Below are 13,195 nucleotides of genomic sequence, written 5' to 3' on the forward strand. Positions count from 1 at the left end.
GTTCCTTAACTAAACATTGTACTTATGTTTTGCAGCAAAGTTTGCATTAGACTTGCTATATAAGTTGAGGTAGGAATTGCAAACGCTATCATTAATGCTATTCCTATATAGATTTTCAATGGCAGCGCTACCATAAATACGTTCATTTGCGGCATTGCTTTGGACATAAAGCCCAAAACAGTCGCTGTGATTATTAAAATCGCATAAATTGGCATAATTATGCTGAATGCTATTTGGAAGATTTGACTTACAAAATATATTATGGTCTCTACAAGCTGCCCTGAAAAAATAAAGTTATAATTCACGGGGATAACATTATAGCTTTTATAAATACTTTCAAACAGCCATATATGTCCGTTTATGAATATAAAAGTTAAACTTGCTATAAACAGATAGAACTGCCCTAAAATAGGTACGTTTTGTTGAGTGACGGGGTCTAATATTTCGCTTATCGCAAGCCCCATCTGAATACTCAGTAGCTGACCCGCAAGCTGTATGCCCGAAAAAATAAGCCCCGCACAAAACCCGATAGTAGCCCCTACGACAAACTCCTTTAACATTAGTATAACAAGAGACGGAATATCAAGCAGCCCCGTTGTTAAGACCCCTGTATGTGCCGCTACAAAGGGATACATCATAAAAGCTATGCTTAAAACCAAAACAGCTTTAGTTTGAGTCGGAATAGGCAATGTTGAAAAAAACGGCGCACTGACAAACATTCCTGATAACCGCGTCATTACAAGAACAAAAATGACTATATTTGTCGGTGATAGCATTAATAAAAGGTCGGTCATCATAAGCTGTTTTACCTTTAATTTATCCCTGAAATTCGTGCAAATAATTCATTTGTATAATTCAAGAACACTTCCAACATCCAAGGCATTAACAAAATTAGCGTTAAAATTGCCGCAAAAATTTTCGGTACAAATGTTAAAGTTGCTTCCTGTATTTGGGTTACGGACTGGAAGATACTTATAGCAAGACCCACTACAACACTTACTATTAAAACAGGTGCAACAAGCTGCAAGACTAAAAGGAGGGTATTTTGTATTATTGTGATAAATTCAATTTGTGTCATTTTCTCTGCCCCCCTACATCATAAAGCCTTCAAGCAGCGATTTGGTAACCAGATACCAGCCGTCAATTAATACAAAAAGAATGATTTTAAACGGAGTTGCAATAATTGCCGGAGGTAAGAATAACATACCCATTGCTACTAAAATACTTGATACTACAATGTCAATAACAAGGAAAGGAATGAATATCATAAACCCGATTTTGAAGGCTGTTTTTAATTCGCTTATTATAAACGACGGCAACAGCACGTAAGTAGGGATATCATCCTTGTTTTTAGGTTTTTCGATTTTGGACATTTTAACAAACAGCGCAAGCTCTTTTTCCTCCGCATATTTAAACATAAAATCTCTCATCGGCCCCATACTTCTTGATAAAGCTTCTTCCTGTGTGATTTTGTTGTTTAAATATGGCTGGAAGGCTGTTTCATTAATTTTATTAAATGTCGGCGCCATTATAAAAAATGTCAAAATAAGCGCTAAACTTATGATAACCTGCGTCGGCGGCAGCGAAGAAGTTCCTATTGCCTGTCTTGTCAAAGACAACACTATAACTATTCTTGTAAAAGAAGTTGTCATAATCAAGATACTCGGCGCCAGCGTTAAAACCGTAAGCATTATTAAAATTTGTATCCCCTGGGAAAACTCCCTGGGGGAGTTAGCCGGCTGCATACCTACGTTTATTGTAGGCAGCGCTATTTCTGCCAATGACGGCAGACACATCAAAAAGCTCAACAGTATACCTGATATACCACCGAGTAAATATTTTAGCGAAAATACTCTGTTTTCTCCAAACATACTCCACCCCTTATTCATTATTTATTATGGTTAGTCTTATTTCATCGGTTAAAAAACCTATTTAATAATAATATTCTATATATTGTAATTTGGCGAATTAGCTTATTTTTTAGCAATATTTTGTTACATAAGAACGGCATTTTTTGTGTTAGAATGAAACTTAAGCGAATTTATTATGAGGCAAATAATGACTGATAAACGTATATATATTGTAGATGTAACTAACCGCGACGGAGTTCAGACTTCAAGACTGGGACTTGCTAAACTACAGAAAACTATTATTAATATTATGCTTGATGATATGGGTGTTACTCAATCAGAGTTTGGTTTCCCTACTACAAAACATGAACAAAACTATCTTAACGGCAATTTGGAATTAGTAGACAGAGGAGCCATTGTTAAAACACGTTTGAGCGGCTGGATGCGCAGTATCAGAGAAGATGTCGTCAACTCCTTTCAGATTGTACCCCGGCTGAAATATGTTAATTTGTCCGCCTCTACCTCCGAACAAATGATAAACGGTAAATTTTCCGGTAAGAAAAATTTTGGGGATATTATCAATTTAATGACAGAAGCCGTTGACACAGCTAAAACTCTTGGCGCTGTTGATGTAGGGGTTAACGCCGAAGATGCTTCAAGAACCGAAATCTCTGATCTTATTGCTTTTGCAAAAGCAGCTAAAGAACACGGCGCTAAGCGTTTCAGATATTGCGACACTTTAGGATACGATGACCCTTATAACACTTATAAAAGAATTTTCGAGATTGCCAAAGAAACTCAAATGGATATGGAACTCCATTATCATAACGATTTAGGTATGGCAACCGCCAACTCTGTTATGGGGGCAAAGGCTGCTATCGATGCAGGCGTGAATGCTTACATCAATACGGCAGTGAACGGCATGGGAGAACGTGCAGGGAATGCCGATTTAGTTTCGTGCCTGCTTGCCATTTTAAAATCAAGCGGCTTTTCTAACAGTGAATACAGGCTCGACCCTAACATAGACTTGAGTAAAGCTTGGAAATTAGCCAAGTACGCCGCTTATGCCTTTAATATTCCTATCCCTATTAACCAGCCTGCCGTAGGTGATAATGCTTTTGCTCATGAATCAGGTATTCATGCCGATGGTGCTTTGAAAGACAGACGCAATTATGAATTATACGACTATGAAGAATTAGGCAGAGGAGAACCTGAAATTATTGAAACGGGAAGAATGATTACCACGGGCGAATATGGCGGAATTAAAGGGTTTAGAAATGTTTATGAAAAACTTGAACTTGAATTTAAAGACGAAGATGAAGCCAGAAACATTCTTGAACTTGTCAGATGTGCAAATGTTCATACGCAAAAACCTTTGACAGCAAGCGAGCTTAAATTTATCTATTATTATCCGAGCGTAGCGGCAAAGATAATGACTTCGACTCCTTATTATTTACCTGTCGGGGCTTTGAAAGACAGAGTAGAACAATCGGATATAATTACTTCAGGTACAATCGTGTAGGTGCAAATATGGGACAAACTATTGCTGAAAAAATATTAAGTGCGCATGCGCATAAGCCTGTTAAAGCAGGTGAGCTTGTTATTGCGGATGTTGATGTATGCATGGTTCAGGACGGAACAGGACCTTTAACCGTGCAGGAATTTAAAAAACTGGGCAAAGACAGGCTTGCCAACCCGCAAAAAACTATTTTGTTTATAGACCACGCAGCGCCAAGCCCGAGAAAAGAACTTTCAAACTCTCATATGGTTTTAAGAGAGTTTGCCAAAGAATACGGCGCTGTTCTCTCTGACGTTGGGGAAGGCGTTTGTCATCAACGTCTGATAGAAAGTTTTGTTTACCCGGGTGAAATTCTGGTCGGAGCCGATTCTCATACCTGTACTTCAGGTGCATTAGGTGCTTTTGCTACAGGCATGGGTTCTACCGATATTGCTGTTGCTATGGCATTAGGCAAAACATGGCTCAAGGTTCCCCATACTTTCAAAATTTTTGTTGAAGGTGATTTCCAACTGGGCGTTAATGCTAAAGATTTAATTCTTTATTTAATAGGTTTAATCGGAGCGGACGGCGCTACTTATAAGGCGCTTGAGTTTCATGGTCCGACTATAAAAAAAATGAATATGTCTGACAGATTTACTCTTGCCAACATGGCAGTTGAAGCAGGTGCAAAAGCGGGGCTTTTTGAAACAGACGGGGTAACAGCAGGGTATATGAGGAAAAGAGGCTGTTTTCAAAATTATGTTAATATAACTGCCGATGAAGACGCTGTTTATGAAAGAGTTATTAATATAGACGTTTCTAAAATCGAGCCTATGGTTTCTTGTCCTCATACGGTTGATAACACCAAACCTGCTGCCGCGCTTAAAGATGTAAAAGTTAATCAGGTCTTAATAGGCACCTGTACGAACGGTCGTATAGAGGATTTCAGAATAGCGGCAAGGATTTTGCACGGACATAAAATTCATCCTGATGTCAGATGTTTGATAACCCCTGCTTCAAGGGATGTTATGTTGAAATTAATCGAAGAAGGTCTGTTAAGCGCCTTTGTTGAGGCGGGAGCGGCTATAGTTACCGCAGGATGCGGAGCTTGTGTAGGAGTTCATGCCGGAATACTCGGAGACGGTGAGGTTTGTCTTTCTACCCAAAACAGAAATTTTCAGGGAAGAATGGGCAATACCGCAGCGGATATTTATCTGGCTTCGCCTGCAACCGCTATGTACAGTGCTATTATGGGCAGAATATCAGACCCCAGAGAGGTTCTGTACGGCAGTGAAACTTTGCGTATTTACCCTCATGAAAAGTATATTTAAGGAGCAATATTATGATTTTAAAAGGTAAATCCTGGAAATTCGGCGATAATATCAGTACAGACCATATTGCCCCCGGCAGGTTGTTTCACTTGCGCTCTAACCTTCCTGAATTTGCTAAACATGTTTTGGAAGATGCCGACCCTGATTTTGCCTCTAATATGGCAAAAGGTGATTTTGTCGTAGGCGGTAATAACTTTGGCTTAGGCTCATCAAGAGAACACGCTCCTCAGATTATTAAAATTGCAGGGGTTAGCGCTGTTATTGCAAAGTCTTTTGCTCGCATATTTTATCGTAATGCTATAAATATAGGGCTTTTGCTTATCGAATGTAACACTGATAAAATTGACTCGGGAGATGAGCTTGAAGTTGATGTAAAAGAAGGGGTTATAAAAAATATGACCCAAAATACCGTTATTCAATTTTCTCCGTTACCTGATGTTATGGTGAAATTATTGAATGAAGGCGGACTTATTGAACATATTAAAAAACACGGAGATTTTCAACTGGTATAATGGCAAAAATTAAGCGGCTCGATAAAAATTTAATAAGTCAAATTGCAGCAGGAGAAGTTATTGAAAGACCCGCCTCTGTTGTTAAAGAATTAGTTGAAAATTCCATAGATGCAGGCGCCTCCAAAATTTCAGTAAATATTTCTTCCGACTCAAGAGATATCAGAGTTGCGGATAACGGCAGCGGCATTGGCAAAGATGATTTGGAGCTTACTTTTACACGCCATGCAACAAGTAAAATTTCTTCACAGGAAGATTTATGGAATATAAATTCTCTGGGTTTCAGAGGAGAAGCCCTTGCCAGTATGATATCCATAGCCAAAGTTACCTGTATAACCAAAACCGCGGAAGATGAAAACGGCAGCAAGGCTCAATGCAAAGAATCAGAAGTTAAAATCTCTTCAGTCGGCTGCTCTGTCGGCACAACCATGGAGGTTAACGAGCTTTTTTACAACACCCCGGTAAGGCTGAAATTCTTAAAAAACCCTAAAACAGAATTGGCACACATTCAGGAAATTATGCAGACTATTGCCATTTCCCATCCTGAAATCTCTTTTGAGCTGACAAGCTCTAATGCCGTACTTTTAAAAACCACGGGAAGCAGTAATATTGAAGTAGCGATAAGCGAGGTGTATTCTCCGTCTTTGGTGAAAGATTTGATGACGGTAGAAAATACTGACAACTCGGCAAATATGTCCTTGCAAGGGATTATAAGCACCCCTGTGTTTTCCCGTTCCAACAGAAAAGCGATGTACTTCTTTGTAAACGGCAGAAGTGTAAAATGCCCTGTAGTATTAAAAGCTGTCGATAACGTGTACAAGGATTTAATACCCGTTGGAAAATTCCCTTTTGTGGCGGTTTCTTTAAATTTGAAACCTGATGAAGTGGATGTGAATGTTCACCCGTCCAAAAAAGAAGTTCGCTATACAAACACTAATATGGTGTATAACTTTGTTTACTTCTCCATAAAAAATGCGCTCAATAATTTTGCACCAAACAATCAGGATTTAGAAGTTTCTTTTGAACGCAAGGCTCAATTGGAAGAACCTTCTGACAAATTTTCGGAAATCCAGCACCACCCTTCAGGAAAAACCGACTTCTCTTCTTTCAGAGCCGCCTCTGTTTCTTCTTTTGCTTCTGAGCCTTCTTTTAGACCTGTTTCTCAAGAAAAATTTCTGCAGACAAAATTTTTAGAACCTTCGATTAAAACCGTTGACGTTGAAACGCCTGATATTATAGGTCAGTTCAGAAATACTTATATTTTAATTGAAAACGAAGCCGGACTTGAAATTATTGACCAGCATATAGCCCATGAAAGATATATTTATGAAAATCTTAAAGAGAGCCTAAAAAATAACGGCAGCGTGCCTTCGCAGCTATTTTTCACTTCCAATAAAATTGTTCTTGAACCTTCTGAAATCGCCCTTATTGAAGAAAATGCACAGGTGTTGGAGAAGTTCGGATATAAGTTTGAAATCGACGAAAATACCGTCAGCATAAAGCAACTGCCTGCCGTAACGGCACAAAACAACCCTGATAATGTTGTCGGCGCTGTTGTTGAGTGTTTGCATACAAACTTTGATAAACTTGAAGACAAGATGCTTATTATGACCTCTTGCAAGGCTGCAATAAAAGCGGGCCAGAAACTGTCGCTTTGGGAAATGCAGGATTTAATAAAAAAATACCGCACAACACAAAATCCGCAAACCTGCCCGCATGGAAGGGTTATTTCTCATATTATTCCTGAAAAAGACCTTGCAAAATTTTTTGGCAGGCAGGTTACTTAAGCATTAAAATTGACATGCTAAATCCATCCTGCACTGCTGCGTACTTCACAATATAACAGCTTCGGTCGTGGCGTACGGGTCGGGAGGGGGCAAGAACACGGTCATCGCAAACCGTTCTCGATCGGGGTCGGGAGGGGGCAAGAACACGGTCATCGCAAACCGTTCTCGGTCGGGTCGGGAGGGGCAAGAACGCGGTCATCGCGAACCGTTCTCGGCCGAGTCCGGGAGGATCCCCGGAGCGGTCGTCAAGGACGGGTCTCTTGCGCGGACATCGCAGATTTGTACTATTTATTACTGAGTCTTTCTCTGACTTGAGCTTCAACTTCCTGAAGTATTGCGGGGTTTTGCTCTAAAAATTCTTTGGCTTTATCCCTGCCTTGTCCGATTTTTTCATCGTGATAGCTAAACCAGGCGCCTGCTTTTTTAACAATATCCATATCCACCGCAACATCTAAAATACAACCTGTTTTAGAAATACCTTCTCCGTAAATTATATCAAATTCACCGATTCTGAACGGAGGCGCAACTTTATTTTTTACAACCTTAACTTTTACACGGTTACCGAATTCGGAGCCGTCTTTTTTAAGAGTTTCAATCTTTCTTATCTCCATTCTGACGCTGGCATAGAATTTCAAAGCATTACCGCCTGTTGTGGTTTCAGGATTACCGTACACCACCCCTATTTTTTGTCTTAACTGATTGATAAAAATTATAGTGGTTTTAGTTTTGCTTAAAATACCTGTTAATTTTCTTAAAGCCTGACTCATTAAACGAGCCTGCAGCCCCATATGAGAATCGCCCATTTCACCTTCAATTTCGGCTTTAGGAACAAGCGCCGCAACAGAGTCGACAACAATAACATCAATAGCGCCTGAACGAACAAGCTCTTCAGCTATTTCAAGCGCCTGCTCGCCCGCATCGGGCTGGCTTATCAATAACTGGTCAATATTTACCCCGAGTTTTTTGGCATATTCAGGGTCAAGCGCATGCTCGGCATCGATAAATGCAGCAATCCCGCCTTGTTTTTGAACTTCGGCAACTATATGCTGGGCTAAAGTCGTCTTACCGCTGCTTTCAGGACCGTAAACTTCAATAATTCTTCCGCGCGGAACTCCGCCTATCCCAAGCGCTATATCTAAAGACAATGCCCCTGTCGGAATAGATTCAACCATGGCTGATGCTTTATCGCCAAGTTTCATAATAGAGCCTTTGCCAAAATCTTTCTCAATTTTTGATATAGCGGTTTCAAGCGCCGCCAATTTTTCTTTATCAATAACTGTTTCTCTTTGTTCTTTAACTGTCGCTGTCATATTCACTCTCCAATATGTATTGTGTTTTACCATTATACCGTAAAAACAGCCTTTACATATAAATAATTAAGAAATATAAATTTTACTGGCAAAAAAATTTTTTCTGCTGTTTAATATAATATGCAAGGGCTACTAACCATAGATAGTAGATTTTTAATATAGTGTTTTTAACATATTTGAAAAAGGCGGTTACATGAAAATTTTTTCAATCAAAACAATGGCAGAGGGTATTAGGTCAATTTCAAAGGGGGTTTTATTTAAAAACTCCAACGTTGAAGCCCCTAAGCTCGGTCCGTTAGTGCAAGATTCAGTAGAAATAAGTGCAAAAAAATCATTGGAACAATTAGCTCAACTTACGGGATTACCATCGAAAAAGCTTGCAGGCGTTGTACTTGACACTGCTGATATTACGGCAAAATATCCCAATGCGGATAGTAACCAGGTTGAAACACTGGCTTTTGTAAGAGCTATGCAAAAAGCTATAAAGGAAACAAATTCAACGGAAGAAAAGAAGTTGTACCAAGATGCGCTGATAAAAGCAGGCTTACCGTACGTTGACTTTAATTTGATAATCAATGGCAGAAGCAAAGACTTCAGGCATGCCAAATCACTGACCGAAGAAATTGCGATTACCTTGTCTAAAGCCATCAAAAATAAAGAAGAAGCTCCGTTTCCTAGCGAATATACAACAGCAATGCGTAATTATGTTAATACTCAACGCAAAAAAACAACTCCAACACCCGGCTTGAAAAAATTTCTTGTTTAAAATATCATAATCATAATAATAATAATTGATTAAAAGGGCACATCATGAACGAAATAATTAAAGATATCGAAAAAGAACTTATTAAAACAGACTTACCTGAACTTGAGCCGGGCGACACCGTAAAAGTAATGGTAAGGATTATCGAAGGCAACAAAGAAAGATTACAGGCGTTTGAAGGAGTAATCATTAAGAAATCAGGCTCAGGCTCAAGAAAAATGATTACGGTAAGAAAAGTATTTCAGGGAATAGGCGTAGAGAGAGTGTTTCCTATCCATTCACCAAGAATCGACAGCATTAAGGTTCTTAGAAAAGGTATAGTAAGAAGAGCAAAACTATACTACTTGAGAGAAAGAACCGGCAAAGCTACACGTATCAAAGAAAAAATTACTAAAAAGTAATTAACCGATGACTATAAACTGGTATCCCGGGCATATAGCAAAAGCCGAACGAGAGTTAAAAAGCAAGCTTTCTTTGGTAGATGTTGTGATAGAAATTATAGATGCCAGAATACCGTTAAGCAGCAAATACCTTGATGTTGAGAAGTTAATAGGAGCTAAGCCTCGCCTTATTGTACTTAACAAGTCAGATTTGGCTGATATGGAGCAAAGCAGAAAGTGGCAAGACTTTCTGCAAAATAATGCCAATATAAAAGTATTGCTCACAAGCGCAAACTCCAATAAAGACTTATCCAATATCATAAGTGCCGCAATTGAACTCGGCAAAGACAAAATAGCTGCTTTAACAGCCAAAGGGTTATTGCCGCGTGCTATAAGAGCGATGATTATAGGCATGCCAAATGTCGGAAAATCAAGCATTATTAACAAGCTAATCGGCAAAAAGAAAGTAAAAACAGGAGCAAAAGCAGGGATAACCCGCCAGCAGCAATGGGTGAGAATTAATCCGCGGATAGAACTTTTAGATACTCCCGGCATAATCCCCATGAAACTTGAAAATCAGGATGCAGCCTATAAACTCGCTATGGTAAATTCTATAAGCGAATCTTCTTATGATAATGTGGAAGCAGCCAAAAAACTCACGGAACTTTTGCAGGAAAAATACCCGAATTTAACGGCAGCGCATTACAAACTGCCGTCTGAAACCCCGATTACACTTGAAAACATAGCCCGCTCAAGAAATTTATTGCTTTTGGGCGGAGAAACAGATATTAACCGTTGTGCAAGCCTGATATTATCAGATTTCAGGCATGGAAGAATAGGGAGAATAACCCTTGATACTCTCAACCAATAGTTCAAACAAACTTTTTGAATATGACAAAACAAACAAAACCCGCAAGTTTCTTATAGGAACAGACGAAGCTGGCAGAGGACCCTTGGCTGGAAGCGTTGTAGCGGCAGCGGTAATATTTACGAAAATCAATCAGGCGCTTTTAGAAGAGCTTTTTGCGCTTAACGACTCCAAACAGGTCAAAAGCCACAAAATAAGAAAAGAATTAGCAGAAAAAATCAAAAAGCATACCATATATTCAATAGAAGAAATTTCAGTTGAAGAGATTGATAAAATTAATATTCTTCAAGCAGCGCTAAAAGCAATGAAAAATGCCTGCCAAAATGTTCTGGTCCAAATAAATTCAAAAGATTGTGAAATCTTTGTCGACGGGAACTTTACCATCCCAAACTTTAATATAAAACAAAAATCGGTAGTAAAAGGCGACGGTATTTCTGCAAGTATAGCAGCGGCAAGTATTCTGGCAAAAGTATACCGCGATGAAACAATGATAAAACTATCCGAAAACTACCCTGAATATAATTGGCATAAAAATAAAGGTTACGGGACAAAAGAACATATTGAAGCAATAAAAAAATACGGCGCTACAAAACTGCACAGAAAGCTCTTTCTCAGGAAAATAACCGGACAATTAACCCTTTTCAATTAATCAATTTCAGCCCGTCATTTGTTTTTATTTATATATATCAGACCAAGGGAAAGTCATGAATTTTAATTTAAAGTCATTTTTTCATAAAGATTCGCAGGATAAAGACATAATTTCAAATAAACATAAGTCCAAGAAATTATTTTTTAGCGGGCATGAATCTTTGACAATTTCAACTTCAAGCGAAGATAAAGCAAAAAAAATAACCGAGCTTACCAGAAATATTTTGAAAAAATATATGAATAAGCCCAATCTTATTTTGAAATTTATGGAAGCAAAAGGCACAAAAATAGTACTTGCAGCGCATATAGCGCCTGTTCTTAAGCTTTTAAAATACGAGGAAGGTTTTATCCCTTCCCACAAAGGCTTTGGCGCATTTATATTAAACTTTGCGGTAGAATTATCAAATAAAGAAAAACCTTCTTTTTCTTTTATCGCGCCCGATATGTTTATCAGTATAAAAAAAGATGTAAGTCTTTATCTTTTAGCACACCACTTCCACCACTGGATGGCGTACCAAAATCAACTTCCCGGTTATGAAACCGATGCGCTATGCATTTTCAGGCATGTAATAAACGAACCAAACCCGAATTTTTCATCTCTTTCAATAAACGAAATCCTTTCTCTAAAAGACGTTATCGAACGAGATAAAGAAGCTGTGGAATTTGTACAAGAATTTGTCCGTGAACATATCGGCGCAAAAGAAAAACTCACAAGCGCCCTCAACGGCGAAAACATAAAGATTTAAGAAATTATTTTATTTAACAAACTGTTATTGCATTTTGAATTATTGTCATTGCGAGCGTAGCGAAGCAATCTGGATTGCCGCGTCGCTGAAGCTCCTAGCAACGACTTAGAATTGTCTTACGCCATCCACCGTCATTGCGAGCGTAGCGAAGCAATCCACAATAGTTTTCCTTGCAAAAATATGCTAGATTAGTATGTGGATGCCATTGGGTGTGCCAAAGGCATTTTTATTGTCATTGCGAGGAACAAAATGACGAAGCAATCTGGATTGCCACGTCGCTGAAGCTCCTAGCAACGACTTAGAATTGTCTTACGCCATCCACCGTCATTGCGAACGCAGTGAAGCAATCCGGTATATATTGACAGATTGTCACGTCGCTGAAGCTCCTAACAACGACTTAGAATTGTCTTACGCCATCCACCGTCATTGCGAACGCAGTGAAGCAATCCACAATAGTTTTCCTTGCAAAAATATGCTAGATTAGTATGTGATGTGTGCCAAAGGCACTTTTATTGTCATTGCGAGGAACAAAATGACGAAGCAATCCAAAAAAGGTTACATATATATCCTATTCAGCAAAAAGAACGGGACTCTTTACACAGGTGTGACCTCAGATTTAACTAAAAGAATTTATGAACATAAGAATAAATTGGTTGATGGTTTTACTAAGAAATATAATGTTGATAAACTGGGCTATTATGAAATATTTGACGATATAACCCAAGCTATACAACGAGAAAAACAAATCAAGGCAGGCTCAAGAAAGAAAAAATTAGACTTGATTGAAGCATTAAACCCCAACTGGGACGATTTGTACTATAAAATTATTAACTAGATTGCCACAAAAATACTTTGTATTTTTTCGCAATGACATCAAGTTGTCTTTGCGAGCGTAGCGAAGCAATCTGGATTGCCACGTCGCTGAAGCTCCTAGCAACGACTTAGAATTGTCTTACGCCATCACCGTCATTGCGAACGCAGTGAAGCAATCCACAATAGTTTTCCTTGCAAAAATATGCTAGATTAGTATGTGGATGCCATTGGGTGTGCCAAAGGCATTTTTATTGTCATTGCGAGGAACAAAATGACGAAGCAATCCAAAAAAGGTTACATATATATCCTATTCAGCAAAAAGAACGGGACTCTTTACACAGGTGTGACCTCAGATTTAACTAAAAGAATTTATGAACATAAGAATAAATTGGTTGATGGTTTTACTAAGAAATATAATGTTGATAAACTGGGCTATTATGAAATATTTGACGATATAACCCAAGCTATACAACGAGAAAAACAAATCAAGGCAGGCTCAAGAAAGAAAAAATTAGACTTGATTGAAGCATTAAACCCCAACTGGGACGATTTGTACTATAAAATTATTAACTAGATTGCCACAAAAATACTTTGTATTTTTTCGCAATGACATCAAGTTGTCTTTGCGAGCGTAGCGAAGCAATCTGGATTGCCACGTCGCTGAAGCTCCTAGCAACGACTTAGAATTGTCT

15 protein-coding genes are annotated in these 13,195 nt (G+C 38.6%); 11 read left to right on the forward strand and 4 right to left on the reverse strand.

Going from position 1 to position 13,195, the window contains the following annotated elements:
• Positions 1 to 5 precede the first annotated feature (5 nt).
• Genes fliR through fliP form a run of 3 tightly spaced genes read right to left on the reverse strand, consistent with a single transcriptional unit; the run spans position 6 to position 1,871 of the window.
• On the reverse strand, positions 6 to 797 hold the full coding sequence (gene fliR, locus PHX18_00570) for a flagellar biosynthetic protein FliR (protein ID MDD3593102.1): 792 nt from the start codon (positions 795 to 797) through the stop codon (positions 6 to 8).
• Between the two features lie 14 nt (positions 798 to 811).
• A complete protein-coding gene (gene fliQ, locus PHX18_00575) occupies positions 812 to 1,078 on the reverse strand; it encodes a flagellar biosynthesis protein FliQ (protein ID MDD3593103.1) in 267 nt (88 codons plus the stop codon).
• Between the two features lie 13 nt (positions 1,079 to 1,091).
• Positions 1,092 to 1,871 carry a flagellar type III secretion system pore protein FliP gene (fliP, locus tag PHX18_00580; protein ID MDD3593104.1) on the reverse strand — a complete coding sequence of 260 codons (780 nt, stop codon included), beginning with the start codon at positions 1,869 to 1,871 and terminating at the stop codon, positions 1,092 to 1,094.
• A gap of 187 nt (positions 1,872 to 2,058) precedes the next feature.
• On the opposite strand from fliP, the gene PHX18_00585 reads away from it, so the two are divergent.
• From PHX18_00585 to mutL, 4 genes are read left to right on the forward strand one after another with little or no spacing between them, the layout of a single operon-like run.
• The gene (locus PHX18_00585) at positions 2,059 to 3,372 is read left to right on the forward strand and encodes a hypothetical protein (protein MDD3593105.1); all 1,314 of its coding nucleotides are present in this window, start codon (positions 2,059 to 2,061) and stop codon (positions 3,370 to 3,372) included.
• An 8-nt stretch (positions 3,373 to 3,380) separates the two neighbouring features.
• A complete protein-coding gene (locus tag PHX18_00590) occupies positions 3,381 to 4,679 on the forward strand; it encodes a 3-isopropylmalate dehydratase large subunit (GenBank protein ID MDD3593106.1) in 1,299 nt (432 codons plus the stop codon).
• Between the two features lie 11 nt (positions 4,680 to 4,690).
• The gene (locus PHX18_00595) at positions 4,691 to 5,191 is read left to right on the forward strand and encodes a 3-isopropylmalate dehydratase small subunit (GenBank protein MDD3593107.1); all 501 of its coding nucleotides are present in this window, start codon (positions 4,691 to 4,693) and stop codon (positions 5,189 to 5,191) included.
• Positions 5,191 to 6,975 (forward strand): DNA mismatch repair endonuclease MutL, encoded by a 1,785-nt coding sequence (gene mutL / locus PHX18_00600; GenBank protein ID MDD3593108.1) that lies wholly within the window; start codon positions 5,191 to 5,193, stop codon positions 6,973 to 6,975. The genes PHX18_00595 and mutL overlap by 1 nt, the downstream gene beginning before the upstream one ends.
• Positions 6,976 to 7,259: 284 nt before the next feature.
• On the opposite strand, the gene recA is transcribed toward mutL, so the two are convergent.
• Complete coding sequence (gene recA / locus PHX18_00605) at positions 7,260 to 8,285, reverse strand: recombinase RecA (protein ID MDD3593109.1); 1,026 nt, start codon at positions 8,283 to 8,285, stop codon at positions 7,260 to 7,262.
• 193 nt (positions 8,286 to 8,478) lie between these two features.
• Here recA and PHX18_00610 point away from each other — a divergent pair, with 193 nt between their 5' ends.
• The 7 genes from PHX18_00610 (at position 8,479) to PHX18_00640 (ending at position 13,077) form a co-directional block, all read left to right on the forward strand.
• Entirely contained in the window at positions 8,479 to 9,051 is a 573-nt protein-coding gene (locus PHX18_00610; GenBank protein MDD3593110.1) for a hypothetical protein, read from the forward strand.
• A gap of 44 nt (positions 9,052 to 9,095) precedes the next feature.
• Positions 9,096 to 9,449, forward strand: coding sequence for a 50S ribosomal protein L19 (gene rplS, locus PHX18_00615; GenBank protein ID MDD3593111.1), 354 nt, complete (start codon positions 9,096 to 9,098; stop codon positions 9,447 to 9,449).
• Positions 9,450 to 9,456: 7 nt separating this feature from the next.
• Positions 9,457 to 10,299: a ribosome biogenesis GTPase YlqF gene (gene ylqF, locus PHX18_00620; GenBank protein MDD3593112.1), complete on the forward strand. Its 843-nt coding sequence runs from the start codon at positions 9,457 to 9,459 to the stop codon at positions 10,297 to 10,299.
• The gene (locus PHX18_00625) at positions 10,280 to 10,945 is read left to right on the forward strand and encodes a ribonuclease HII (protein MDD3593113.1); all 666 of its coding nucleotides are present in this window, start codon (positions 10,280 to 10,282) and stop codon (positions 10,943 to 10,945) included. Before ylqF ends, PHX18_00625 begins: the two co-directional genes overlap by 20 nt.
• A gap of 55 nt (positions 10,946 to 11,000) precedes the next feature.
• Positions 11,001 to 11,690 carry a hypothetical protein gene (locus tag PHX18_00630; protein ID MDD3593114.1) on the forward strand — a complete coding sequence of 230 codons (690 nt, stop codon included), beginning with the start codon at positions 11,001 to 11,003 and terminating at the stop codon, positions 11,688 to 11,690.
• 532 nt (positions 11,691 to 12,222) lie between these two features.
• Positions 12,223 to 12,525: a GIY-YIG nuclease family protein gene (locus PHX18_00635; protein MDD3593115.1), complete on the forward strand. Its 303-nt coding sequence runs from the start codon at positions 12,223 to 12,225 to the stop codon at positions 12,523 to 12,525.
• A gap of 249 nt (positions 12,526 to 12,774) precedes the next feature.
• Positions 12,775 to 13,077, forward strand: a complete 303-nt coding sequence (locus PHX18_00640) for a GIY-YIG nuclease family protein (GenBank protein MDD3593116.1) — start codon at positions 12,775 to 12,777, stop codon at positions 13,075 to 13,077.
• Positions 13,078 to 13,195: the final 118 nt, after the last annotated feature.

The organism is Candidatus Gastranaerophilales bacterium, assembly GCA_028696075.1.
In the GTDB taxonomy this organism is placed as follows: domain Bacteria; phylum Cyanobacteriota; class Vampirovibrionia; order Gastranaerophilales; family JAILCC01; genus JAQVHS01.